The organism is Wujia sp., from assembly GCF_056872695.1.
In genome coordinates, this window is sequence record NZ_DBMFCD010000010.1 from 41903 (window position 1) to 66433 (window position 24531).

Annotated in this window: 26 protein-coding genes; 25 read left to right on the forward strand and 1 reads right to left on the reverse strand. The window is 44.5% G+C overall.

Annotated features, from left to right (window positions below; genetic code table 11):
• The first annotated feature begins 80 nt into the window (after positions 1 to 80).
• The 8 genes from rpmJ to ACZQK9_RS10110 all read left to right on the forward strand — a co-directional run bounded on the left by rpmJ (position 81) and on the right by ACZQK9_RS10110 (position 5141).
• A complete protein-coding gene (gene rpmJ, locus ACZQK9_RS10075) occupies positions 81 to 194 on the forward strand; it encodes a 50S ribosomal protein L36 (protein ID WP_117781418.1) in 114 nt (37 codons plus the stop codon).
• A 307-nt stretch (positions 195 to 501) separates the two neighbouring features.
• On the forward strand, positions 502 to 870 hold the full coding sequence (gene rpsM, locus ACZQK9_RS10080) for a 30S ribosomal protein S13 (protein ID WP_021984676.1): 369 nt from the start codon (positions 502 to 504) through the stop codon (positions 868 to 870).
• 15 nt (positions 871 to 885) lie between these two features.
• A complete protein-coding gene (gene rpsK, locus ACZQK9_RS10085) occupies positions 886 to 1284 on the forward strand; it encodes a 30S ribosomal protein S11 (RefSeq protein ID WP_021984675.1) in 399 nt (132 codons plus the stop codon).
• A 20-nt stretch (positions 1285 to 1304) separates the two neighbouring features.
• Positions 1305 to 1898 (forward strand): 30S ribosomal protein S4, encoded by a 594-nt coding sequence (gene rpsD / locus ACZQK9_RS10090; RefSeq protein ID WP_178017659.1) that lies wholly within the window; start codon positions 1305 to 1307, stop codon positions 1896 to 1898.
• Between the two features lie 60 nt (positions 1899 to 1958).
• Entirely contained in the window at positions 1959 to 2915 is a 957-nt protein-coding gene (locus tag ACZQK9_RS10095) for a DNA-directed RNA polymerase subunit alpha (protein ID WP_177981985.1), read from the forward strand.
• A gap of 66 nt (positions 2916 to 2981) precedes the next feature.
• On the forward strand, positions 2982 to 3518 hold the full coding sequence (locus tag ACZQK9_RS10100; RefSeq protein WP_178017658.1) for a bL17 family ribosomal protein: 537 nt from the start codon (positions 2982 to 2984) through the stop codon (positions 3516 to 3518).
• Positions 3519 to 3580: 62 nt separating this feature from the next.
• Positions 3581 to 4414 (forward strand): S66 family peptidase, encoded by an 834-nt coding sequence (locus ACZQK9_RS10105; RefSeq protein WP_483270476.1) that lies wholly within the window; start codon positions 3581 to 3583, stop codon positions 4412 to 4414.
• Positions 4415 to 4511: 97 nt separating this feature from the next.
• Positions 4512 to 5141 carry a type II secretion system protein gene (locus tag ACZQK9_RS10110; protein WP_483270477.1) on the forward strand — a complete coding sequence of 210 codons (630 nt, stop codon included), beginning with the start codon at positions 4512 to 4514 and terminating at the stop codon, positions 5139 to 5141.
• Between the two features lie 169 nt (positions 5142 to 5310).
• On the opposite strand, the gene ACZQK9_RS10115 is transcribed toward ACZQK9_RS10110, so the two are convergent.
• Positions 5311 to 5853, reverse strand: coding sequence for a hypothetical protein (locus tag ACZQK9_RS10115; RefSeq protein ID WP_483270478.1), 543 nt, complete (start codon positions 5851 to 5853; stop codon positions 5311 to 5313).
• Positions 5854 to 6162: 309 nt separating this feature from the next.
• Here ACZQK9_RS10115 and ACZQK9_RS10120 point away from each other — a divergent pair, with 309 nt between their 5' ends.
• The 17 genes from ACZQK9_RS10120 to ACZQK9_RS10200 all read left to right on the forward strand — a co-directional run bounded on the left by ACZQK9_RS10120 (position 6163) and on the right by ACZQK9_RS10200 (position 24509).
• Positions 6163 to 8070 carry an energy-coupling factor transporter ATPase gene (locus ACZQK9_RS10120; protein WP_483270479.1) on the forward strand — a complete coding sequence of 636 codons (1908 nt, stop codon included), beginning with the start codon at positions 6163 to 6165 and terminating at the stop codon, positions 8068 to 8070.
• Positions 8071 to 8099: 29 nt separating this feature from the next.
• On the forward strand, positions 8100 to 8879 hold the full coding sequence (locus tag ACZQK9_RS10125) for an energy-coupling factor transporter transmembrane component T family protein (protein WP_118734893.1): 780 nt from the start codon (positions 8100 to 8102) through the stop codon (positions 8877 to 8879).
• A gap of 167 nt (positions 8880 to 9046) precedes the next feature.
• A complete protein-coding gene (gene truA, locus ACZQK9_RS10130; RefSeq protein ID WP_483270480.1) occupies positions 9047 to 9784 on the forward strand; it encodes a tRNA pseudouridine(38-40) synthase TruA in 738 nt (245 codons plus the stop codon).
• Positions 9785 to 10111: 327 nt separating this feature from the next.
• The gene (gene rplM / locus ACZQK9_RS10135; RefSeq protein WP_021984665.1) at positions 10112 to 10546 is read left to right on the forward strand and encodes a 50S ribosomal protein L13; all 435 of its coding nucleotides are present in this window, start codon (positions 10112 to 10114) and stop codon (positions 10544 to 10546) included.
• 17 nt (positions 10547 to 10563) lie between these two features.
• Positions 10564 to 10962, forward strand: coding sequence for a 30S ribosomal protein S9 (gene rpsI / locus ACZQK9_RS10140; RefSeq protein ID WP_021984664.1), 399 nt, complete (start codon positions 10564 to 10566; stop codon positions 10960 to 10962).
• 330 nt (positions 10963 to 11292) lie between these two features.
• Positions 11293 to 12975 (forward strand): methyl-accepting chemotaxis protein, encoded by a 1683-nt coding sequence (locus tag ACZQK9_RS10145; protein ID WP_483270481.1) that lies wholly within the window; start codon positions 11293 to 11295, stop codon positions 12973 to 12975.
• A 118-nt stretch (positions 12976 to 13093) separates the two neighbouring features.
• Complete coding sequence (locus tag ACZQK9_RS10150) at positions 13094 to 13429, forward strand: PadR family transcriptional regulator (RefSeq protein WP_483270482.1); 336 nt, start codon at positions 13094 to 13096, stop codon at positions 13427 to 13429.
• Positions 13422 to 14015: a DUF1700 domain-containing protein gene (locus ACZQK9_RS10155; protein WP_483270483.1), complete on the forward strand. Its 594-nt coding sequence runs from the start codon at positions 13422 to 13424 to the stop codon at positions 14013 to 14015. Before ACZQK9_RS10150 ends, ACZQK9_RS10155 begins: the two co-directional genes overlap by 8 nt.
• 3 nt (positions 14016 to 14018) lie before the next feature.
• The gene (locus ACZQK9_RS10160) at positions 14019 to 14897 is read left to right on the forward strand and encodes a DUF4097 family beta strand repeat-containing protein (RefSeq protein WP_483270484.1); all 879 of its coding nucleotides are present in this window, start codon (positions 14019 to 14021) and stop codon (positions 14895 to 14897) included.
• 8 nt (positions 14898 to 14905) lie between these two features.
• Entirely contained in the window at positions 14906 to 15568 is a 663-nt protein-coding gene (locus tag ACZQK9_RS10165) for a response regulator transcription factor (RefSeq protein ID WP_118374750.1), read from the forward strand.
• Positions 15561 to 16784 (forward strand): sensor histidine kinase, encoded by a 1224-nt coding sequence (locus ACZQK9_RS10170; RefSeq protein WP_483270485.1) that lies wholly within the window; start codon positions 15561 to 15563, stop codon positions 16782 to 16784. Before ACZQK9_RS10165 ends, ACZQK9_RS10170 begins: the two co-directional genes overlap by 8 nt.
• 85 nt (positions 16785 to 16869) lie before the next feature.
• A complete protein-coding gene (locus ACZQK9_RS10175; RefSeq protein WP_483270486.1) occupies positions 16870 to 19233 on the forward strand; it encodes an ABC transporter permease in 2364 nt (787 codons plus the stop codon).
• 39 nt (positions 19234 to 19272) lie between these two features.
• Positions 19273 to 20037 carry an ABC transporter ATP-binding protein gene (locus ACZQK9_RS10180; protein WP_178017639.1) on the forward strand — a complete coding sequence of 255 codons (765 nt, stop codon included), beginning with the start codon at positions 19273 to 19275 and terminating at the stop codon, positions 20035 to 20037.
• Positions 20038 to 20457: 420 nt separating this feature from the next.
• A complete protein-coding gene (locus tag ACZQK9_RS10185) occupies positions 20458 to 21450 on the forward strand; it encodes a helix-turn-helix domain-containing protein (protein WP_483270487.1) in 993 nt (330 codons plus the stop codon).
• A 494-nt stretch (positions 21451 to 21944) separates the two neighbouring features.
• Positions 21945 to 22484 carry a rubrerythrin gene (rbr, locus tag ACZQK9_RS10190; RefSeq protein ID WP_021984654.1) on the forward strand — a complete coding sequence of 180 codons (540 nt, stop codon included), beginning with the start codon at positions 21945 to 21947 and terminating at the stop codon, positions 22482 to 22484.
• Between the two features lie 134 nt (positions 22485 to 22618).
• Positions 22619 to 23059: a MarR family winged helix-turn-helix transcriptional regulator gene (locus tag ACZQK9_RS10195; protein ID WP_483270488.1), complete on the forward strand. Its 441-nt coding sequence runs from the start codon at positions 22619 to 22621 to the stop codon at positions 23057 to 23059.
• A gap of 40 nt (positions 23060 to 23099) precedes the next feature.
• On the forward strand, positions 23100 to 24509 hold the full coding sequence (locus ACZQK9_RS10200) for an MATE family efflux transporter (RefSeq protein ID WP_483270489.1): 1410 nt from the start codon (positions 23100 to 23102) through the stop codon (positions 24507 to 24509).
• Positions 24510 to 24531 lie beyond the last annotated feature (22 nt).

Below are 24531 nucleotides of genomic sequence, written 5' to 3' on the forward strand. Positions count from 1 at the left end.
TACATTTTCACTTGCATTTCGCTATAGAAAATGGTATTATAGGTTTTCGTAGCGGACTTTTTGGAAAGGAGAGTATTTTAATGAAGGTTAGAGCATCAGTTAAACCAATTTGCGATAAGTGCAAAGTCATTAAAAGAAAAGGCAGTATTCGTATAATCTGCGAAAATCCAAAGCACAAACAGCGTCAGGGTTAATTCATGTTCGCGTGTATCATAAATGCTATTTATGATCAGACATGGGTCATTGTTAGACATTAGGTCTTACAATCTGACAGGACAGTTGGAACAAGGTATGTAGGATGATAGCCCATCTATAACTATGCCTTGTATTTGTGCGTGTAATGGTATTCCACATTACATACCAACTTCGATTGACGCCACGCCGGTATTCGGGTGGACGACAACGGACATCAGCTCTTGGCTGGAGTTGATAAAAGCGGCTGGACACATAGCATGTGTCAAAAATTGTTTCATTAAGTTATTTTACGGAGGTATAACAAGAATGGCTCGTATTTCAGGTGTTGATTTACCAAGAGAAAAGCGAATCGAAATCGGACTTACCTATATCTATGGTATAGGAAGAACATCAGCTACAAGAATTCTGAAAGAAGCAAACGTAAATCCGGACACGAGAGTTCGTGATCTGACTGACGATGAGGTTAAGAGACTCAGCGAAGTTATCAACGAAACTCAGGTCGTAGAAGGTGATCTGCGTAGAGAAGTAGCTCTTAACATTAAGCGTTTACAGGAAATCGGTTGCTACCGTGGTATCCGTCACAGAAGAGGATTACCTGTTCGTGGACAGAAGACAAAGACAAATGCAAGAACTCGTAAGGGTCCTAAGAAAACAGTAGCAAATAAGAAGAAGTAATGGAGGTTCAGGTTAATGGCTAAGAAAGTTACTACTAAGAAAGTGGCTAAGAAGCGTGTTAGAAAGAATGTTGATCGTGGACAGGCTCATATTCAGTCATCTTTTAACAATACAATCGTTACATTGACAGATGCCGAAGGTAATGCTTTATCTTGGGCAAGTGCAGGTGGACTTGGATTCAGAGGTTCCAGAAAGTCTACACCATATGCTGCACAGATGGCAGCAGAGACAGCTACAAAGGCAGCTCTTCCTTATGGATTGAAGTCAGTAGATGTTATGGTTAAGGGACCAGGTTCAGGTAGAGAGGCAGCTATCCGTGCGCTCGCAGCTTGTGGTTTGGAAGTATTAAGTATTAGAGACGTAACTCCGGTTCCACATAACGGATGCCGTCCACCAAAGAGAAGAAGAGTCTAATAATAAGGAGGTACATGATAATGGCAGTAGATAGAACACCTATTCTCAAGAGATGTAGATCCTTAGATATGGATCCAGTCGTTCTCGGTGTAAATAAGAAGTCAAGAAGAAAAATGACTAGAGCAAATAGAAAAGTAAGTGAGTACGGTTTACAGCTTCGTGAGAAGCAGAAGGCTAAGTTTATTTATGGTATGCTTGAGAAGCCTTTCCGTAATTTATATGTAAAGGCAGAGCGTATGCCAGGTCTTACAGGACCAAACCTTATGATCCTTCTTGAGTCCAGATTGGATAACGTTGTATTCCGTATGGGATTTGCAAGAACAAGACGTGAGGCAAGACAGATTGTTGATCACAAGCATGTATTGGTTAATGGCAAGTGCGTAAATATTCCTTCATACAAGATTAGTGCTGGTGATAAGATTGAAATCAAAGAGAAGAGCAAGTCTCTTCAGGGATTTAAGAATATCGTAGAGGCAAACGCAGGCGTTGTAGCTCCAGCATGGATGGAGTCAGACGTTGAGACATTGACAGGTACAATTAAGGAGCTTCCTCTTAGAGAGCAGATCGATGTTCCTGTAAATGATACACTTATCGTCGAGTTGTACTCTAAGTAATTCGCGTAAGTAAAGGGTTTGTAGCTAAGTAACACCAGTTATCCAGAAGGAGGGTCAGTCGTGTTTGAATTTGAAAAACCTAGAATTGAAATCGTAGAGATTTCAGACGATAACAAATATGGTAAGTTCGTAGTAGAACCATTGGAAAGAGGCTATGGTATTACACTTGGTAATTCTCTTCGTAGAATTATGTTATCATCTCTTCCGGGAACTGCAGTCAGCCAGGTTAAGATTAAGGGCGTTCTGCATGAGTTTTCTTCTCTCCCGGGCGTGAAGGAAGATGTTACAGAGATCGTGATGAATATCAAAGATCTGTGTATTAAGAACAATGCTACTACAAATGAGCCTAAGGTTGCATATATTGATGCTTCAGGTGATAAGGTTGTGACAGCTGGTGATATTCAGGTGGATGGAGACCTTGAGATCTTAAATAAGGATCTTGTAATCGCTAATCTGAGTGGTCCGGAAGCAAAGCTTGAGATGGAGCTTCTGATCACAAACGGTAGAGGTTATGTTGGATCTGATAAGAATAAGGGACTGGATTCCTCTATTGATGCTATCGCAGTTGATTCTATTTACACACCTGTAGAGCGTGTAAATCTGACTGTTGAGAACACACGTGTTGGACAGGTTACAGATTATGACAAGCTTACACTTGATGTATTTACAAATGGTACATTGGCACCGGATGAGGCAGTCAGCCTTGCAGCAAAGGTGCTTAGTGAGCATTTGAACCTCTTCATCGATCTTTCTGAGAATGCCAAGTCAGTAGACGTTATGGTTGAGAAGGAAGACGATCAGAAGGAAAAGGTACTTGAGATGAGTATCGACGAACTGGAGCTTTCCGTTCGTTCTTATAACTGCTTGAAGAGAGCAGGTATTAATACAGTTGAAGAATTGACAAATAAGACTCCGGACGATATGATGAAGGTTCGTAACCTTGGTCGTAAGTCTCTCGATGAAGTTTATGCGAAATTAAAAGAACTTGGTTTGTCGCTTCGTACTGGTGATGAATAATGTCCACCAAAGCTGAAGGATTAGTAAGCATGGTGAAGACCCGAAAGGGTAAGGAGGAAAATTAAAATGGCAATGTATAGAAAACTTGGTAAAAAGTCTGATCAGAGAATCGCATTACTTCGTAATCAGGTAACACAGCTTCTCTATCATGGAAAGATTGAGACAACAGAGGCTAGAGCGAAGGAAGTTCGTAAGATCGCTGAGCACCTTATCACACTGGCTGTTAAGGAGAAGGATAACTTCGACGAGATCAAGGTAACAGCTAAGGTTGCTAAGAAGGACAAAGATGGCAAGCGTATCAAGGAAGTTGTAGATGGTAAGAAGGTTACACAGTACGACGAAGTTGAGAAGACAGTGAAGAAGGATCAGCCTTCCAGACTGCACGCTAGACGTCAGATGCTTAAGGTTCTCTACCCGGTAGTTGAGGTTCCTACAGATGCTGCAGGAAAGAAAGCTGCTACAAAGAAGGTAGACCTTACATCTAAGCTCTTCGATGAGTATGCTGCAAAGTATGCTAACCGCAAGGGTGGTTACACACGTATCGTTAAGATTGGCGAGCGTCGTGGCGACGGTGCTATGAAGGTTATTCTTGAGTTAGTTTAATCTATATAAAACCAGACGGGTTGTCGAAAGGCAGCCCGTTTATTTTTTAATGGAGAATTATTATGACAAAGAAAATTGGAATTGTTTGTTGTTCGGATGGAATCCGGCAGGGATATGAAGATGAGATAGAGGAATTGCATCGGACGCTGGCGGATATGGGGATTGAGAGTGTGATCAGTCCATTCCTGTATGCGCGTGACGGCGTGGCGAGCGGAACCGCAGAGGAACGTGCGAAGGCAGTGATGGATTTTTACAAGGATGATACGATTGACGCAATCTGCGACATATCCGGTGGGGATATCGCGAATGGAATCCTGCCGTATCTGGATTACAGCGTGATTGCGAAGACGAACAAACCGTTCTGGGGATACAGTGACCTGACGACCGTATTGAATGCGATCTATGCGAAGACCGGGCAGACAGGTGTGCTGTATCAGATACGAAATGTGCTCTATAAGGAGCGGGAACAACAGATGGCGGATGTGCAGAATGTCCTGTGCGATGATGGTGATGCACTGTATCGGATTGATTATCGTTATGTACAGGGAACGCAGATGCATGGAATCGTTGTCGGCGGAAATATCCGTTGTTTCCTGAAACTCGCAGGGACGGCATATATGCCGGATCTACATGGGAAGATTCTGCTTCTGGAGAGTCGATCCGGGACAGTGGCGCGCATGGAAACCTATCTGAGTCAGTTGCAGCAGATTGGTGCATTTGAGCAGATTGCGGGCATCATGCTTGGAACATTTACGGAGATGGAAGCAAAGCCGTGTACGCCGGATATCGTGCAGCTTGTGAAGCGGTACGCCGGAGATAACATGCCGATTGCGCTCACGGGACAGATCGGACATGGGACGGATGCAAAAGGAATCGTGATCGGTGCAGAATTGTAATTTTTTGTTGTGCATTTTATGGAAATACGTTTGCCATGTAGAACATATGATGATATGATGACCATAGGTATTGATTTTATTATTTATGGGGTAGGGTATGAAGAAAGAGAAAAGTATTTCAAAAAATGCAGGTTTTACGCTTGTAGAACTAATCATTGTAATAGCGATTATGGCGGTGCTTGCGGGAACCGTTGGTCTGATTGTAATTCGGTATATACGGAAAGCGCGGGCATCGAATGCGATGGAAGAGTTACGTACGATTGTGTCAGCGGTTGAGACAGGTTTGATATCCTCGTATGCAGAGGATCATGAGATGAAGCTGAATAAACGTTACACGGATTCAGATGGAAACACATTGCCATGTGGTATGCTGACGAATTATATGATTAGTCGCGCGCAAAATAATAGCATATCTGGTGTGAATGAGGATAATGCGTTAGATTATTATTTTGCACAGAAGGTTCTGGAGGAACTGAATGCGGAGAATGGAAGTGATTATCATTTCCTGAATTTTACAGGGGATGAGGACGAACCTTTGGGAATGAATTGCAATTCCTTTTATAATCAGTTTGGGTGTCCGGGTGTGATTGTTGTGTATGGAGGTGAAGGGAAAGTCTTGTTTGCACAGTATTATAATTCCGGGTGTCTGATTCAGTATGAGGCAGGCGATGGCTATACCTATCTGGATGATACGACGGAATTCGTAGGGAGTACAACGATTCATTAGAGCGGTTTGCCCGAATCTGCCGATACAGACGATGCAATAATTGATGAGAATATATGAATATAAAAGAAAAAGGATTGACTGTATAGATACAGCTAATCCTTTTTTTATCCGCTATGTGAGATTGCATTGACTGGCAATCAGACCGGCATATGGAATACCTGACGCGGGTCTAAGGCTCCATAGATTTCGCGTCAACCATCTGGATGGCTCCGGCGAAGTTCCCATGGAAATAGTTCGCGATTTCATCGGAATATCCATATACAATTCCTTTTCTGTAAGGAAATAACAGGTTTTGCAGTTGGGCGACCGCTTCGTCCAGCGATGCTTTCTTGGAGAAACCACCGGTTGTAATCTGCCCGAGTGAATAAGTTCCACCATCTCGTGCAAGCAGATATAAGGTATGGAATTTGCTTGTCGGAATAAAATTCATCGTCTGTTTAACTACATTTCCATAGATCCACATGATATCGCGAATCGGAATCACGCGCACCGTCTTCGCCTCATAGACGAGAATTGCTGTCGGTGTTGCTACGAATGAGAACGCTTCCACGCCGTAAGGAATCTGCTGATCAAGCATTGCAATCTCCTGTGGAGAAAGCAAATTCCATGACGCTTCAGCGGCTGCGTATTTTTTCTTGTTAAATGCAGTCTGCTTGATACCGCCCCAGGCAGTAATCCGTGCGTTAATGTTTGGAAAATTTGAAAAATCCATATGTACCCTCCCAATGTGTAAAGAATATAGTTCAGATCATCTTGACAAATAATCTGAACTTGTTGTTATTTTCTACATTTTACAGATAATGTCAAAATCATATAAATTATAGCATAGAAGAGACAAAAATCAATCTTAAATGATGAAAATATTTTGCTATGGTAGTATGGATATATAAATATATATTTTGAATATTTTATATTTCTTTTGAGAAAAAATTGCGGGATATGCAGAAAAAATGGTATAGTAATGGATATGTTATAAGGCAGACAGCCTGAACTGAAAAGTTAGTCAGGAACATGGAATAATATGATTAAAATCAGAGATCTTACATTTGAATATTTTGACCGGGATGAAGAAGGAAATCTGACCGAGATGGTAAATGCCATCCGTGGGATTAATTTTGATGCGGATGAGGGGGAATTTATCGCTGTAGCGGGGGTGAATGGCAGCGGGAAGAGCACATTTGCCAAGATCTTAAACCGGTTGTTGTTGCCGATTGAAGGTACGGTTCTGATCGGCGGACTTGATGCGATGCAGGAGGGAAATATCATTCCGATCCGGAAGATGGTGGGCATGGTGTTCCAGAATCCCGACGATCAGTTGATCGGAAGTGTTGTGGAAGAGGATGTTGCTTTCGGCGCGGAGAATATCGGCGTGCCACACAAGGAACTGGTGAAGCGGGTGGAGGATGCACTTGCACAGGTAGGTCTTGCGGCATCGATGCGGATCGAGGAATTGTCCGGCGGTGGAAAGCAGAAGGTGGCGATTGCAGGGGTACTTGCGATGAAGCCACGCTGTATCGTGCTCGATGAGGCGACCAGCATGCTTGATCCGAAATCCAGACGGGACGTGCTGCAGTTGATGAAGGAACTGCAGAAGCAGGGAATCACGATCATTCTGATCACGCATCTGATGGAGGAGCTTCTGCTGGCGGACCGGATCTATGTGATGCATCAGGGCAGGCTTGCCATGAAGGGCAGCCGGGAAGCGATTTTTACACAACCGGAGAAGCTGCGGGAGTTTGGCCTGGAATTGCCGATGACCGTGCAGCTGGCACATGCTTTAGCAAAGTGCGGGTGTGTGCGGACGAAAGATTTGTTCTCACTTGAGGCAATTGCGAATCGTATATACAAGGAACATCCGTATGCATTTCTGAAGGAGAAGACGATGGAACCTGCACCGGCAGGGAAGAATGCGAAAGTATCGGCACAGGCGATTGTATTTCAACAGGTGAATTTGTCATATGGGAAGAAGCCGATACTGACCGATGTTTCCTGCTCGATCGAGAAAGGCAGCTATACAGCAATCATCGGACCATCGGGCGCAGGAAAAACAACGATGTTACAGATGATTCCGGCACTCATTTCACCGACGGATGGAAGCATCTACGTGGATGGAGTGGAAGTGACGGATGCTTCGGCAGATATTACGGCTCTGCGTAAGAAAATCGGGTTTATCTTCCAGTATCCGGAGCAGCAGTTATTTGCAAAAAATGTATACGAAGATGTAGTGTTTGGACCGCGGAATGTCGGTATCAGCGAAGTGGAAGCGGAGAAGCGGGCATATGAGGCGATTCAGTTTGTCGGACTGCCGCAGGATGTCTATGATCTGCCGATGGATAAGCTGTCGGGCGGACAGAAACGGCGTGTGGCATTAGCGGGCGTAATCGCGATGCAGCCGGATTATCTGATCCTAGATGAACCGTTGGCAGGGCTTGATCCGGTTGGAAAGAAAAAGATGCTGGAGATCCTGCGTGCATTACACCGGGATGCAGGGATTACAGTAGTTGTGGTCAGCCACGATGCGGATGCAGTTGTGGAGGACGCAGAGCAGGTGCTCTATCTGAAGGATGGAAGAATCGTGGAGCAGGGGGCGCCTGCGGATATATTCTACCGGTTATGGCTGCGGGAGATGGAACATGTGACGCGGGATGATCCCTCGGGGCTGACGGGCGGACAGACGTTAGAGAAAAACGCAGGACAGCCGGCTGCCGGTCAGACAGGGGACGAAAACGCAGGACAGTTGGTTTCCGGGCAGACAGGAGACAGAAGCACCCGGAAGTCAGCCGGAGAAGTACTCTCCGAAGCACTCTGTGAGCTTCCGGTCTGCATGCAGCTACTCATCCGCCTGCGTATGATGGGGCTTCCGGTATCGTGTAAGCATACACTGCCTGCGGAGACGGTGCAGGCAATCGCGGATGCGGTTGGAAGATGATTTCGTAATGTCTAAAAAGAGGTAGGAACATGATGAAGGACATCACATGGGGACAGTATCACAGCGTGGATTCGATGATCCACCGGCTGGATCCCCGTGTCAAAATTCGATTTACAATTGTATATATAATCCTGCTTTTGCTGGATCGGAACCTTCCGCTTTTTGTGTTTCTCACCACAGTATTTGCCGGTGTGTGGGTGTGCAGCCGGGTGCCGATGCGCAAGATGATACGCGGAACACGCGGGATATTTTTGTTTATACTGATCTGTAGTGCCTTAAATGCATTTACCGTGCATGGAACGACGCTGGTAAAGCTTGGTGTGCTTGCGATTACGAAGGAAGGTTTAATGAAAGCGGGATTCGTGTTCTGGCGGATGTTGCTTTTGATTCTGATGTCGAGCCTGCTGATGTATACAACGACACCGACGCGGCTCACGGATGGCATGGAGAAGTGTATGCATCTAAGTGGCGGCGTGGCAATGGGAATCACGATCGCGCTCCGGTTTGTGCCGATATTATTTGGAGAGTTAGACCGGATCATGAAAGCGCAGATGGCGCGTGGTGCGGACTTTAAGAAGGGCAATCCGGTCGTGCGCTTAAAGAAGCTGCGGACGGTGATATTGCCACTGTTCCAGAATGCGATTTTGCGTGCCGGACATCTAGGCGATGCGATGGATAGCCGTTGTTATACGGGCGGCATAGGACGGACGAAGCTGCATCCACTCGTGTATGAGAGACGCGATGTGGTTGCATATGTGTGCATGCTGGTGATGACGGTTGTGTCGATTATCTTAATTATAAGATTTTAGCTTTGCATAGGGATGATAAGTGTAATAAATAGAAAAATCACAAAGATGTAGATTGTTTATGATAGTAGTCAAGTGACTTTATATTTATAATAGAAGTAATGAGATGTTTTATGTGTCTGTATTTTGAATTGAAATAAGATATTAGAAAGAGAAAGGAGATTCGCTCCATGAAACGAATCAAATTAATCGTCGCCTATGACGGCACCAATTACTGCGGCTGGCAGATTCAGGATAATGGGATTACGATTGAGGAAGTGCTGAATCGCGAATTGTCGAAGCTGTTGCAGGAAGATATCAAGATCATTGGCGCAAGCCGGACGGATTCCGGTGTGCATGCGCTGGGAAATGTGGCGGTCTTTGATACGGAGACACGGATTCCGCCGGAGAAGATCAGCTTCGCGTTAAACCAGCGGTTGCCGGACGATATTCGGATTCAGGAATCGTGTCAGGTGGCGGACGATTTTCACCCGCGGTTCTGCGATACGATCAAGACATATGAGTATCGCATCTGGAATGACAAGTTCCCGAATCCGCTTGTGCGGCTTTACTCGAAATTTTGTTATTTCCATGTCGATGTAGCGAAGATGGAGCAGGCAGCGGCATATCTCGTCGGCGAACATGATTTCAAATCATTCTGTACGCCACGGACACAGGTGGAATCTACGGTGCGCACGGTCACAGAAATCTCCTTCCGGACAGAAGGCAAGATGATCATTATGACGATCCGCGGAACCGGGTTCTTATATAATATGGTGCGGATCATCATGGGTACATTGCTCAAATGCGGTATGAATATGTATCCGCCGGAGCATGTGAAGGAGATTCTCGATGCGAAGGACCGCGCGGCAGCAGGACCGAAAGTGGAAGCGTGTGGACTGCAGTTGGTTGGAATTGAGTATTTATAGGATGTGGCGTATATAATTACATATGAAATATGTAGAATTTATTGCCGGATTTGAGATGATTTTATATGAAAGTTAAGAATATTGTACAAAAATCCGCATTTCCGGTAAAAAGGCGTTGACACACGCGGGCACGTATAATATAATACCTAAATGTGACAAAAGACAGGTGAAGTGCGTCCCAATAGCCCCGGGACTTGCGGAATACTCTTTTGCTACAATGTACAGTACGCATTCGGCACTGTGCGGACAGGCTGTTTCGGACATTTCGGCTTGAAGGCATGGGTATGATGCAGAACAATTCGAATAATTTTAAGGAGGAACACCACAATGAAGAGCTTTATGGCAAGCCCATCAAACATTGAAAGAAAGTGGTATGTAGTAGATGCTACAGGACATACATTAGGTCGTTTATCATCAGAGATCGCAAGCATTTTAAGAGGAAAGAACAAGCCAACATTTACACCACACATCGATACAGGTGACTATATCGTAGTTGTAAATGCTGATAAGATTAAGGTAACAGGTAAGAAGATGGATCAGAAGGTTTACTATCACCATTCTGATTATGTCGGCGGTATGAAAGAGCAGACTCTCAAAGAGAAGATGGCTAAGAAGCCAGAGGATGTTATCTACCTTGCAGTTAAGGGCATGCTTCCAAAGGGACCTCTCGGAAGACAGATGATCAAGAAGCTTTATGTTTACGCTGGACCAGAGCACAAGCAGCAGGCTCAGAAGCCAGAAGTATTAGAGATTAAGTATTAATAAGGGAGGAAACGTTCGTGGCTAAGAATAGTAATAGATTTTACGGAACAGGTAGAAGAAAAAGCAGTATCGCAAGAGTTTACCTTGTACCAGGAACTGGTAAGGTAACTATTAATAAGAAAGACATGGATGAGTATTTCGGTCTTGATACATTGAAGCTCATCGTTAAGCAGCCATTCGCAGCAACAGGTACAGAAGGAAAGTTCGACGTACTTGTAAATGTTAAGGGTGGCGGATTTACAGGTCAGGCTGGTGCTATCAGACATGGTATCTCCAGAGCACTCCTTGAGGCAGACGCTGAGTACAGACCAGCACTCAAGAAGGCAGGATACCTTACAAGAGATCCTCGTATGAAGGAAAGAAAGAAGTACGGTCTCAAAGCAGCTCGTCGTGCACCGCAGTTTTCAAAGAGATAGGATTATCTGCGAATTGCAGGTATGGAAAAGAGTCCGCAAGTTTACTTGCAGGACTCTTTTTTCATGCCTGCAAATTCATAGGAATCTAGCAGATGACCGACTCGGAGCGGAGCGCAGAGGAGGTTCATGTGCTAGATTCGCAGATAATCCGTATAGATAGAATGGTAGCGCAGGGGAGGTTCTCATCAATCCAGCTCGCAAATGAGGCTAGACACAAGTAACTGCCATGAAAACCTCAAATATTTGATAGAACCCGTCGAAAAAAGCGAGTATAATAAATAGAAATTCATAGAAAAGGGGGAGGGGAGATTTCATATCTTCCGAAAATGTATGGGAACTATCAAAAATACAAAAGGAAAACGATTAAATATCTTATGGGTGATTATCCTGATCGGCAGCGTTCCGCTACTCACGGCAATTCTGATTCTGACAATTTATTCTACAAGAAAAATGGAACAGGAACTGGAAGACAGTACATATGCAAGATTAAAGGCATGTGCAGTTTCGGTAGAGAAATACTTTGAGTGGGATGTCCGGGAAGACATCTTATGCAGGGACGATGTCAGCTACGAGTTTATCGATTCTTTGAAAAAGGACAATATCGAGCTTACATTTTTTGAAGGAGATGAACGATACATCACTTCGGTTGTTGACGAGAACGGAAACCGTCCGGAGGGAACAAAGGCGGATGCTGCAATCTGGAAAACTGTCCAGGCGGGTAAGGATTACCACGCAGATGGTGTACAGATTGCAGGCGCAGATTACTATGTATACTACACACCGGTGTATTCCGATGCCGGTGATGTGATTGGAATGGGATTTGCCGGCGAGAAAACAGCGACAGTCAACGCGGCAAAGAAGGGACTTGTGCGTACATTGTTACTGATCTCTGCGGCGATAGGCATTCTATACCTGGGTGCCCTGATTCTCCTTGCGTTGAAGATCCGGAAGTCACTGGCGAAGACGACAGCACATATTGAACGGATTGCGAACGGAAGTATTTCAGAGGACGTGGAAGGATCTTCAGCAATTGCGGAGATTGATACATTGATTGATTCTTCAAAGATACTGAAGGAAAAACTGAATAATATTGTAACAAGCGTAAATGATCATGTCGTGAATCTGCAGCAGGATACATCTTCACTGAATGAGCGCGCCGATTTCAGTAATGAGGGTGCCGGACAGATCAGCCAGGCGATGGAGGAATTATCTGTGACCGCGGTGACACTGGCAGATAATGTGCAGGATGTCAACGCGAAGTCCATCGAGATGGGAAATGCAATCACGGATATCGATAATGATGTGCAGGTATTAAGTGCAAATTCCGAGCAGATGGGTAAGGCGAACAGCACAGCAACCAAGTCAATGGAGACTGTGCTGGACAGCTCCAATCAGTCGGCGGAAATTATCGGTCGGATTACGAATCAGATAGAAGAGACGAATCAGGCAATTCTCTCAATCAATGAGGCAGTCAACCTGATTATGGATATTACAGGACAGACAAGTCTGCTTGCGTTAAATGCATCAATCGAAGCGGCACGTGCCGGACAGTCGGGAAGCGGATTTGCGGTTGTGGCAAGTGAGATCAAGAAGCTGGCAGAGCAGAGTGCCGAGGGTGTGGATACGATCAAACAGGTGGCTGATAATATCTTTGCGAAATCAAATGAGTGTGTGAGTATGGTACGTGATGTACAGACATTGCTCGGAAAAGAGCAGGATGATATCTCTGCAACATGCAGCAGCTTCGCAACACTCAGCAAGACGATTAGTGACAATATCGTGGCGGTGTCCCGTATCAGTGAGAAATCAAAGCAGCTTGATGGTATCAAGCAGTCCATCATAGCAAATATTACTGATCTCAGTGCGATTTCCGAAGAAAATGCGGCAAGCAACGAGGAAGTATCTGCCAATGTTACAAGTATTGCCGAAGCAATCGACCAGATGAACACGGCAACCGGACATGTCAGCAAGGTGTCGGATGAACTGGCAGAAATGATGAAGTATTTTGAATAAGATAAATATATTTGGAGAACCTGAATCTTCAGGTTCTCTTTTTTATGCAGAAAAACAAAATACTACTTGACATATAATACTATGCGTTATATAGTATATGGCGTAAGGAGGTATACATATGGATATTCAATTAAAACGAGGCATGTTGGATGTATGCGTGCTGGCGGCAATCAAAGATGAAGATTCCTATGGATATCAGATCATCAAAGATATGAAACCGTATGTGACGATTTCTGAGTCGACGCTGTATCCGATCTTGAGACGTCTGGAAGCAAATGCGTATCTGACGGTACAATCGGTGGAGCATAACGGACGACTTAGGAAATATTATCATATTACAGACGCAGGACGAGCGCGAATCGATGAGTTTAAGGCTGAATGGAAGGAACTGGAATCCATTTATCGGTTTATCGTTCGGGAAGAACCTATGAAGGAGGCACAGAAACATGAATAAACAGGAATATTTGTCGGCAATCCGGGTGCGGATTCCGAAGATGCCGACGGAAGATATGGAGCGGTTCATCGCTTATTACAGTGAGATGATTGATGACCGGATGGAAGATGGCATGACAGAGGAAGAGGCGGTTGCCACGATGGATGCACCGGATGATGCGGTGGATCAGATTCTGGAAGATACGCCACTTAGCAAAATCGTTAAGCAGAAGATCAAACCGACGCATCGCCTGCGTGCATGGGAGATTGTTCTGATTGTACTTGGTTCCCCGGTTTGGGTGCCGCTGTTGATCTCTGCCGGGATTTTAGTGCTGAGTATGGTAGTCGTTGTGCTTTCGCTATTGATTACATTTTATGCAGTAGTCATATCAGCAGCAGTCGCGGGAATTGCGGGAGTTTTAGCAGTAGTTCCATTCCTGATGATCAGCAATGTTCCGGCAGCGGTATTTATGCTTGGGTGCGGATTCGCAGGTGTCGGACTTACGATTCTGTTCTTTGTCGCAGTGAAGCCGGTAACGGTTGGATTCTGGAATCTGTGTAAGGCAGCTGTGAGCGGCATCAAAAGAAAGTTCGTAAAGGAGGGCTAAGATATGAGCAAAACTAAAAAAGCGGTCATCATTGGTTCCGTGCTAGTCGGTATCGGTGTGATTATAGGATTTATCGGAATTGCAATAGGTGGATTTAAGTTTCCGAATGGAGCGGTCGATCTGACCACGATGAAAGCACTTCATGCCGAGAAGAAAACCGTGCAGATTGCGGATGCATTTGATAAAATAGAGATAGCCGGGGCAAGCAGCATGGATATCGAGATCTGCAAATCAAAGACCGGTAAGAATTATGTGGAGTATTATGATACGGATGATTGGACAAGTCATGTGGATGTGAAGGAACATGTGCTGAAATTCACAACGGACGACAAGGGCAAACATAAAGCGGTTGTATCACTGGGATTTGGAAAAGATACGACGGCACGGTTGTATCTGGCAGATGCGGAATACAAAGAAATCTCTGTAACAACCTTGAGCGGATATGTTACAATTCAGGATGTGAATGCAGAAACTGTAAATGTATCTGCATCCAGTGGAGATCTATATATGAAGAATATAAATGCCCCGGATTCCATTATGGCAACATCTTCTTCCGGAGATATTGATCTGAAAAATGCAACAGCAAAGCAGATAGAACTTGGAGCTAATAGTGGAGATATTGAGATGCAGGATATAACCGCAGAAAGCTTGCGTATGTCGACGTCCAGCGGAGACATAGATCTGGAGAGCTGTGATGCCGAGAAATTCGATATCACAACATCGAGCGGTGATGTCGATATGGAGATTGCAGCGGGACGCACATATCGGTTTGAGACGAAAACCAATAGCGGAGCTGTGGATGTTCCGGATGGAGATGCGGATTCCGGCTATCTGTGCAAGATTGTAACATCGAGTGGCGATGTGGATGTGAAGCAGAAGTAGAGGTATATATGTTAGATATCATTATAGTAGAGGATAATCATGAAATCGGCGAGCTGCTTTCGGATTTTCTGCGGAAAGAAAATTATATTGTGAGCGTTGCAAAGGATGGCGAGGCTGCATTGGAGCTTTTTGAACGATACGGAGCGAAGCTTGTAATCTTAGATCTGATGCTGCCGGGGATGGATGGCTTTGCAGTCTGTTCAAAAATCCGTGAGACATCCAATGCGCATATTCTGATTGTGAGTGCCAAGACAGAAAAGAACGACAAATTAAAAGGCTTGAATCTGGGTGCTGACGATTACATTGAAAAGCCTTACGATATGGATATCCTGCTCGCGAAGATTCATGGTATCTTCAAACGCAAATACGCACAGGAGGAATTGATCTCCGGAACGATCCGGCTGAATACGGCGACACAGACGATTTATGTTGCAGATCAAAAGGTTGATTCCACAGCAAAAGAATTTGAGTTATTGAAATTACTGATGGAAAATAAAGGCGTGACACTGAAAAAAGAATATTTGTTCCGCACGATCTGGGGCAGCGACAGTGAATCGGAGATGCAGACACTGACGGTACATATTAAGTGGCTCAGACAGAAAATAGAGAAAGATCCAAAACATCCGGAGCATATTATCACGGAATGGGGAACGGGGTATCGGTTTGAATAAATATCGTAGATTTGTAATAATTTTCTTATTGCTGGAAATCTGTCTGATAGGGATTTGCAACCTTTTCGTGGTACAAGCTCTGAAATCCAAGGATGAATATTCATACCGGGTGGATGTGGCACGATGTGTACAGGAGCTGGAAACAGGAATTCCTTTGGAACAGATTAAGTTGTCAGATTATCCGACACTTACACGGGTAAGCATTTTTGATGCGCAGGAAGTGTGCAACGAAGAGTACCGTGTGGAGGAAGTGCAGGGCAAGCTGTATCGGTTTTGTTGCAGACGCACGGTGCAGTACGGAAGTATATGGAAACTGGATCTGGTGCTGGGCGCATTGTGGATCTGTACAGCGGCATTTCTGATACTGCTCGGAAGAAAACTGGTTCGTCCGTTTGCGTCGATGGAAGGACTTACAACAGAACTTGCAAAAGGGAATCTGTCTGTACCAATCAAGGCAGAAAAAAGCCGTTTCTTCGGAAAATTCCTGTGGAGTGTGGATATGTTGCGGGAAAAGCTGGAGGCGGATAAGTTAAGAAGACTGGAGCTGGAGAAAGAGAAGAAGACACTCTTATTGTCGTTGTCGCATGATATACGCACACCGCTTTCGGCGATTGAATTATACTCGCAGGCACTGGAGGAAAATCTGTATGAAAATGAAGAAAAAAGGCAGCAGGCGATTGGTGGGATTCGCAAAAACACAGAGACAATTAAGAAATATGTAGGCGAGATCTCGGAAGCAGCAAGGGAAGATTTCCTGAAGCTGGACGTGCATCAGGGGGAGTTTTATCTGTCGCAGATGATGCAGGCATTGAAACTCTATTACAAAGAAAAATTCGAAGATTTACATACAGACTTTCAGATGGAGTCCTTTGCAGATTATCTGCTATATGGTGATCTGGACAGGGCAGTTGAAGTGGGACAGAATGTGCTCGAGAATGCAATCAAATATGGCGATGGGAAATACGTGCATATTTCTTTTTCCGAGGAAGAAGACCACAGCCTGATTACGATTGAAAATTCCGGGGATGGTCTCAAAGAAGAGGAACTGCCACATATTTTTGATGCGTTTTATCGTGGAAGTAATCACGCAGGTGTCCGCGGAAGCGGATTGGGCTTATATATCTGTAAGGAACTGCTTCACAAGATGGATGGAGATATCTATGCAAAGACACCGGAAACAGGCTTTGCAGTCACGATTGTACTTAGAAAAATGTAGGTGATTCCTGCATTTTTCTTTTTTAAGGATTATTTAATAATTTCCCTGTTATGATTGAGCCATAAACAAGGAAAGGGGCAGATTTATGTACTGGAATATCTTAAAGCGGGATATCAAACGGAAAAAGACGATGAATGTGATCCTGTTATTGTTCACAATTCTGGCAGCGGTTTTTGTTGCGAGTGGTCTGAACAATGTGGTCACTGTTATGAATGGAACTGATTATTTTTTTGAAAAAGCCGGGATCAAAGATTATGTGTTGTTCACGCAGAATGGGGATGGCGGCGTAGAGCAGATCCTGAAAACATCGGGAGGTGTAAAGGATTACAGCATGGAAAAATGTATCTGGGGAACGAATGGAGATGTCACATATCAGGGCGAGAAACTGAAGGTAAAGAACAATACTTTGTTGATACAATCGCTGGATACGACGCAGTTTCATTATTTTCTGGAAGATAATCAGGAGTTGACGGAGATTGCGGACGGGGAAATCTATATTACTGCTGGAAGTTTTGCAAGAAATGACATGCACGTCGGAGATACGATCCGGATTCAGATGAAAAACACAGACAAGACATTTCGCGTAGCGGGCGAAATCAAAGATGCGCTGCTTGGTTCTGACCTTATGGGAAATACAAGATTTCTGCTCAGCGAAAATGATTTCAAAGCGTATGAAGCGGACAAATCGTTGGAACCTTATCTTGGGAGAATCTTTCAGGTGGAGACGGATGATACAGGGACACTTTCAGCGGAATTGGCAAGTGCAACCAATATATTGTTTTCTTCAGAGAGAGCTACAATCCGCCTGTCGTATGTTATGGATATGATTCTGGCGATGCTTGTGCTTGTGCTGAGTATCTGCCTGATCATTGTATCTTTCGTGATTTTGAAATTTGTGATTACATTTTCCATCCGGGAGGAATTTCGCGAGATTGGCGTGATGAAGGCAATCGGTATCCGAAATGCAAAGATCCGTCACCTGTATATTGTGAAATATCTGGCAATGGCAATCGTTGGCGGAACAGTTGGATTTTTCGTGAGCATTCCATTTGGCAATCTGCTGATCGCATCTGTCTCGAAAAAGATGGTGCTTGGCAATGAAGGCGGGTATCTCTTTAATGCAATCGGCGTGTTGGCTGTGATTGGTCTGATGGTTGGATTTGCATATCTTTGCACAGGAAAGGTTAGAAAGCTGACACCGGTTGACGCGATACGAAACGGACAGACGGGAGAACGGTATCACAAAAAAACGATATACCGGTTAAGTAAAAGTCGCGCGCGTACACCATTTTATATGGCACTGAATGATATATTGAGTGCACCACGCCGGTTTATTACAATCGTGCTGCCATTTTTTATCTGCTCGGTATTTATGCTTGGCGTTGTGATGGTGACATCGACGATGCAGAGTAAGAGTATGATCACCTGTTTTGGAAAGGAGTCGGATATCTATATCACAGATCCTAAAATGATGAAACCGGTTCTTGTGGATAAGGATCAAGAGCCCGTCCTGCAGGAGAACTATCAGGCGATTGCGGATGAGTTGGAAGCTGCAGGTATGCCGGTGGATAAGGTAAGCATGGAAGTCTGGTACAAGTATGCCTGTGAGGCAAATGGAAAGTTATATTCTGTGTTATTCCAGCAGAATACAGAGACGCATACGACGGATTATACATATGAGAAGGGAACTCCACCACAAAATGCGTATGAGATTGCCATTACGCCAATGATTGCCGACCAGCTTGGCGTGGATATCGGAGATACCGTGACGATTGATTTTGAAACGGAGAAACGGGACTGTGTTGTGACAGCGTTATTTCAGACGATGAATCAGTTGGGGAAGGTCGGACGGCTTCATGAAGAGGCACCGACTTCAATGAAGTATTCGACGACCATGCCGGGCTTTCAGGTTGATTTTTCAGATCATCCGGATGAGAAGGAAATTCGATCGCGTGTAAAGAAAATCAAGGAATTATATGGAATTACCGGAGTGTTTGATGCTGCGGGATATTGCGTAGATTGCATGGGGGTTGGGGATACGATGGATACGGTCTGTCTGCTGCTTTTGGCGATAACAGGAATCGTCGTTATTCTCGTGACGGTTTTGATGGAACGGTCGTTTATATCTACGGAACATGGTCAGATTGCTCTTTTGAAAGCGATTGGATTTTCTAATCGAAGCATCTTCCGGTGGCATGTAATACGGTTCATGCTGGTTGCCGGGTTTGCAGAAATCCTTGCAGTTGTACTGACCAGACCAATTACGAAACTGTGGTGTGATCCGATCTGGGCGATGATGGGAGCGACAAACGTAGATTATTATTTCAGTCCGGTAAGAATCATCCTGATCTATCCGGGTATCGTGCTTGCGATTACATGGATTGCAGTCAGCGTGACCGCATTTCATATACGCAGGATTCGTGGCACAGACATTGTAAATGTAGAGTAGGTGTGCACTTGGAAAATGAAATTGGAAAGGGTGTAAATTATGGCGAATATATTGGAAGTAAAAGATTTGTGCAAAACATATGTGATTGACAAGCGGCAGAATAATGTTCTTCGAAATGTGAACTTTGAAGTGGAAGAGGGCGATATGGTAGCAATCATGGGACCTTCTGGTTCCGGAAAGTCGACGCTGCTTTATTCGGTATCGGGTATGGATGTGCCGACAAGCGGAACGGTTTGCTTTGCAGGCAGGGATATTGCGAAGCTGTCACAGACGGAGCTTGCGAAGGTGCGGCTGGATGAGATGGGATTTATCTTCCAGCAGATGTATATGATGAAGAATCTGACAATATTGGATAACATTCTGCTTCCGGCAATGGAGAGTAAAAAGGATGAGCGGTCGCGTGCCGAGAAGGTTGCATTTGCGGAAGAATTGATGCGGAAACTGTCAATCATAGAGGTTGCAGACAATGATATCAATGAGGTTTCCGGGGGACAACTGCAGCGGGCGTGTATCTGCAGAAGCATGGTGAATCATCCGAAGCTTCTTTTTGCAGATGAACCGACCGGGGCATTGAACCGGGCTGCCTCAACAGAGGTTATGGATGCGCTTGGGAAGCTGAATCGCGAAGGAACAACGATTATGATGGTAACACATGATGCCAAGGTTGCATCTTGCTGCAAGAGAGTCTTATATATACTGGATGGAACAATCAAAGGGGAATACAAAGCCCCGGAGGATGAGAATTTATCAGATGCAGACCGCGAACGCAGGTTACAGAACTGGCTGCTGGATCTGGGGTGGTAGAGTTAGAAGAGCAGATATCATAAGGTATCTGCTTTTTTATTTGACGCGCGATATAAAAATAAATATACTTAGGAATGGAATCTATTTGACGCACGACAAATAAACATAAAGGAATCAATAGTTAAGATGGGCAAACAAAAGAGAAAAATATTGCGACGAGTCAAAAGCCGGCACTTATTGGCTTGGGCGTGGCGGTCAGTTACAAATGGAAGCACAATACATTTTTGAGCATCCTGCTTGGAACAGTCTGTTATATGGTGCTTCTGCGGATTTTCTGGTTCGCGCTTAAAAAATGGCTAAAAATCAGGGGTTGCAACCATCGGTTGACAAATTGTCCGTGCGGCTTTCTTGTGTGTAACGGAGAAAATGCGTACGATAAGAACATCAAATTTGCCATGCGGATGGCAGGAGGAGGCGCTTATGATATTAGCGGATAAGATTATTAACTTGCGAAAAAAGAATGGTTGGTCTCAGGAAGAACTGGCACATAAATTGGGAGTCAGCCGGCAGTCTGTTTCCAAATATGAAGGGGCACAGGCAGTTCCGGACCTGGATAAAATATTGAAGCTTAGTCAGATCTTTGGTGTGACAACGGACTATCTCATTAAAGATGAGATGGAAGAGGAGATTTATACCGGGGAGGATTCTTATGAAGAAGACAAACCACAGTATAAAGTGACGATGGAAATGGCAAGTGAGTTTTTGCAGATCAGAAAAGAGGTTGCAAAAAGAATCGCATTTGCAACGTGGCTCTGCGTGATATCACCAATCTGCCTGATCGTGTTAGGGGCAGCCAGCGAAGTGGAAGCGTTTGGAATCGGAGAAGACTTTTCAGGTGGAGTTGGTATGTGTGTGATGTTCATACTGGTTGGAATTGCGGCTGCGATTTTTGTATGTACCGGTATGAAACAGAAGAAATTTGAATTCTTAGAGACAAAATGCTTCGAGACAGAATATGGTGTGACAGGAATGGTGAAGGAACGCAAAGAACAGTTCCATGAGCGATATGTCCGTTACAATGTGATTGGTGTTATATTGTGCATTTTCTCTGTAATTCCGCTTTTTGGAGGTATCGCTATATTCGGTGACCGGGACTTTCCGATTGCGTGTATGGTAGGGATTATGCTGTTTCTGATTTCTTGTGGTGTATATTTCTTTGTGCTGGGAGGAACGCAGATGGCTGCAATGGAGATGCTTCTGGAAGAAGGCGATTATGCAAGGGCAAAAAAGAAAATCAGCGACAAGATGGGCGCATTTTCACTTGCGTATTGGCTTGGTTCAACGGCAATTTATCTTGGTATCAGCTTTATCACAAATGACTGGGGAGATACTTGGATCGTGTGGCCGATTGTAGGTGTATTGTATGCGGCTGTACGTGTGATCGTGGAGCATGTATGCAGTAAGGAAAAATAGCCATTGTAAGGTATGCTTTAATGTAACTCAAAAGGGCACTTGAAAAATCAAGTACCCTCGTGTATAATCTACTTAGAAAGGTAATCGGATGTAATATCCGATTTGCCCTCAGTAAATACAGATTTTAGAAATAGCATTCACTTTGGTCGGTGGGATGCTATTTCTTTTTATTATGATCGTCTATGTAAGACAAATCCGCGAAAACAACGAGCAATAAAGTTAAAACTTCAAGCGTGTTCATAGGGCATCTTCTACGCTCCGCTTCGGTCCGCGCTAAACGGATGTCCACTGGACATCCAGCGCCCTCCTTCGTAAAACTAGAGGGCATCAAATAATCGGAAAAACACATCCTGCTTTCTTTTCAATTACACAATAAAAGTATATCAAAAACCGAACAAATGTTCAGTATAAAGACCTAATTGACAAATAAAATTTTTCTTTGTATAATACATAAAAATAGTAATGATTACTACTTTTGAAAGGAGAAAAGAGTTATGGCAAATAAGTACGCAGGAACACAGACAGAGAAGAATTTATTGGAGGCATTTTCGGGAGAGTCGCAGGCTCGAAACAAATATACGTATTTTGCTTCCAAGGCAAAGAAGGACGGATTCGAGCAGATCGCTTCCCTGTTCCTGAAGACCGCAGACAATGAGAAAGAGCATGCAAAGATGTGGTTCAAGGAATTGAACGGAATCGGAAGCACGGCGGAGAATCTGGCTGCCGCGGCTGAGGGTGAGAACTACGAGTGGACCGATATGTATGAGGGCTTTGCAAAGACGGCTGAGGAAGAGGGTTTCCCAGAGCTTGCAGAGAAGTTCCGTCTCGTTGGTGCGATCGAGAAGCAGCATGAGGAACGCTATCGCGCACTTTTGCATAATGTGGAGATGCAGGAAGTATTTGCGAAGAGCGAAGTGAAGGTTTGGGAGTGCAGAAACTGCGGACATATCGTAGTTGGCGAGAAGGCACCGGAGGTTTGCCCGGTATGCGCACATCCACAGTCTTACTTTGAGGTACATGCAGAGAATTATTAAATAGAACATGTGAAAGGGCTGTTGCTTAATATATGGCGACGGCTCTTTTTTTATTTCCAAAATAGTGGTTGACTATTTCTTTTTTATTATTATAATAGTTCTAAAAAGAACTAACCGAAAGAAGGAATCGAGAAATGAAACTTCAGACGCCATCCAATGTCTTTGACATGACGAAATGTCTGATGAAACTACAGGAGAAATATCTGGAAAGTGTGCGGGATGAGTTTAATCTCAGCCGCATCGAGATTATTATTCTAACGTTTCTGCATAATAACCCATCCTATGATTCTGCGCGGGATATCGTGGAATTTCGGATGCTACAGCGGGGAAATGTGTCTGCGGCTGTCGATACTCTGGAGAAAAAAGGATATCTGATACGCTATACAGATTCGGATGACAAGCGGATCGTACACCTGAAACTCACGGAACAGACAGATGATATTGTCCGTGCCATTGAAGAAAAACAGGAAGCCCTTGTATCGTGCATCTTTGCGGGATTTTCGGAGGATGAGAAGAAGAATTTTGCAGCGTATAATGCACGGCTGTATCAAAATGTAATGTCACATTTGAAATAAGGAAAAATTATCAAGTATATAGTAGAAATGAGGAAAAGAAATGAAACAACAAAATGAAAACGAAGAATCGAATGCTGCATCCGTGTCCGTACAATCCGACCGTACATTCTTAGCGACAGAGCCAATCGGCAAGCTGCTTGCGAAGCTGGCACTGCCGACGATCGCGGCACAGTTGATTAATATGTTATATAACATTGTTGACCGTATCTATATCGGACATATCCCGGATACGGGGGCGATGGCGCTGACCGGCGTGGGTGTCTGCATGCCGCTCATCATGATTATAACCGCCTTTGCAGCATTGGTTGGAAATGGCGGCGCGCCTCGGGCGACGATCTTTATGGGGAAAAATAAGAAAGACGACGCGGAGAAGATCCTTGCCAATTGTTTTACGATGCAGATACTCTTATCCATTATTCTGACGGTAGTTTTGCTGATTTGGAACCGGGATTTCCTGCTCGCTTTTGGAGCAAGTGCCAACACGATTGAGTACGCGACATCCTATATGAATATCTATGCACTTGGAACGATCTTTGTTCAGCTTACCCTCGGCATGAATGCATTTATCACAGCGCAGGGGTTTGCGAAGGAAGGCATGCTCTCTGTATTGATTGGTGCAATCGCGAACATTATATTGGATCCGATTTTTATCTTCGGTCTTCATATGGGTGTCCGGGGAGCTGCACTTGCAACAGTGATTTCCCAATGCTGCTCCTGCATCTGGGTAATAAGCTTTCTGTTCGGGAAGCGGACAACGCTCCGTATCCGCGGCAAAAACATGGGATTAAAGGCAGCGTACATCCTTCCGTGTCTGGCACTCGGCTCTGCAATCTTTATTATGCAGGGCAGCGAGAGTATTATATCGGTATGCTTTAATTCTTCTCTCCTGAAATACGGTGGGGATATCGCAGTCGGTGCGATGACGATCTTAACAAGTGTGATGCAGTTTGCGATGCTTCCTCTGCAGGGCTTGGGACAGGGCGCCCAGCCGATTATCAGCTACAATTATGGTGCGAAAAATGCATCCAGAGTCCGGGCTGCATTTAAATTACTGCTGAAGGTCAGTCTGATATATTCTACGATTCTGTGGCTATTTATCATGTGCTTTCCGAAGGTTTTCGCGTCAATTTTTACGACGGATGCAGCCTTGATTGCATTTACCAAGGATGCGCTCCGTTATTATCTGGCAGCATTATTCATGTTCGGTATCCAGATTGCCTGTCAGATGACATTCAATGCACTGGGAAATGCACCGGCATCCATTCTTGTTGCGATCATGCGTAAATTTGTGCTCCTGCTCCCGCTTATTTTCATTCTGCCGCATATCATTACAGCAGATAAGACGATGGCTGTTTATCTGGCGGAGCCGATCGCGGATGTGCTTGCGGTGACATTTACATCGATCCTGTTTTCGTTCCAGTTTAAGAAGGCGCTGCGGGAGATTTCATAATCTTGTTTGCGCATGAATGATT

Coding starts and splice junctions, on each gene's coding strand:
- rpmJ (WP_117781418.1), top strand. CDS start 81: ATGAAGGTTAGAGCATCAGTTAAACCAATTTGCGATAAGTGCAAAGTC.
- rpsM (WP_021984676.1), top strand. CDS start 502: ATGGCTCGTATTTCAGGTGTTGATTTACCAAGAGAAAAGCGAATCGAA.
- rpsK (WP_021984675.1), top strand. CDS start 886: ATGGCTAAGAAAGTTACTACTAAGAAAGTGGCTAAGAAGCGTGTTAGA.
- rpsD (WP_178017659.1), top strand. CDS start 1,305: ATGGCAGTAGATAGAACACCTATTCTCAAGAGATGTAGATCCTTAGAT.
- ACZQK9_RS10100 (WP_178017658.1), top strand. CDS start 2,982: ATGGCAATGTATAGAAAACTTGGTAAAAAGTCTGATCAGAGAATCGCA.
- ACZQK9_RS10105 (WP_483270476.1), top strand. CDS start 3,581: ATGACAAAGAAAATTGGAATTGTTTGTTGTTCGGATGGAATCCGGCAG.
- ACZQK9_RS10110 (WP_483270477.1), top strand. CDS start 4,512: ATGAAGAAAGAGAAAAGTATTTCAAAAAATGCAGGTTTTACGCTTGTA.
- ACZQK9_RS10115 (WP_483270478.1), bottom strand. CDS start 5,853: ATGGATTTTTCAAATTTTCCAAACATTAACGCACGGATTACTGCCTGG.
- ACZQK9_RS10120 (WP_483270479.1), top strand. CDS start 6,163: ATGATTAAAATCAGAGATCTTACATTTGAATATTTTGACCGGGATGAA.
- ACZQK9_RS10125 (WP_118734893.1), top strand. CDS start 8,100: ATGATGAAGGACATCACATGGGGACAGTATCACAGCGTGGATTCGATG.
- truA (WP_483270480.1), top strand. CDS start 9,047: ATGAAACGAATCAAATTAATCGTCGCCTATGACGGCACCAATTACTGC.
- rplM (WP_021984665.1), top strand. CDS start 10,112: ATGAAGAGCTTTATGGCAAGCCCATCAAACATTGAAAGAAAGTGGTAT.
- ACZQK9_RS10145 (WP_483270481.1), top strand. CDS start 11,293: ATGGGAACTATCAAAAATACAAAAGGAAAACGATTAAATATCTTATGG.
- ACZQK9_RS10150 (WP_483270482.1), top strand. CDS start 13,094: ATGGATATTCAATTAAAACGAGGCATGTTGGATGTATGCGTGCTGGCG.
- ACZQK9_RS10155 (WP_483270483.1), top strand. CDS start 13,422: ATGAATAAACAGGAATATTTGTCGGCAATCCGGGTGCGGATTCCGAAG.
- ACZQK9_RS10160 (WP_483270484.1), top strand. CDS start 14,019: ATGAGCAAAACTAAAAAAGCGGTCATCATTGGTTCCGTGCTAGTCGGT.
- ACZQK9_RS10165 (WP_118374750.1), top strand. CDS start 14,906: ATGTTAGATATCATTATAGTAGAGGATAATCATGAAATCGGCGAGCTG.
- ACZQK9_RS10175 (WP_483270486.1), top strand. CDS start 16,870: ATGTACTGGAATATCTTAAAGCGGGATATCAAACGGAAAAAGACGATG.
- ACZQK9_RS10180 (WP_178017639.1), top strand. CDS start 19,273: ATGGCGAATATATTGGAAGTAAAAGATTTGTGCAAAACATATGTGATT.
- ACZQK9_RS10185 (WP_483270487.1), top strand. CDS start 20,458: ATGATATTAGCGGATAAGATTATTAACTTGCGAAAAAAGAATGGTTGG.
- rbr (WP_021984654.1), top strand. CDS start 21,945: ATGGCAAATAAGTACGCAGGAACACAGACAGAGAAGAATTTATTGGAG.
- ACZQK9_RS10195 (WP_483270488.1), top strand. CDS start 22,619: ATGAAACTTCAGACGCCATCCAATGTCTTTGACATGACGAAATGTCTG.
- ACZQK9_RS10200 (WP_483270489.1), top strand. CDS start 23,100: ATGAAACAACAAAATGAAAACGAAGAATCGAATGCTGCATCCGTGTCC.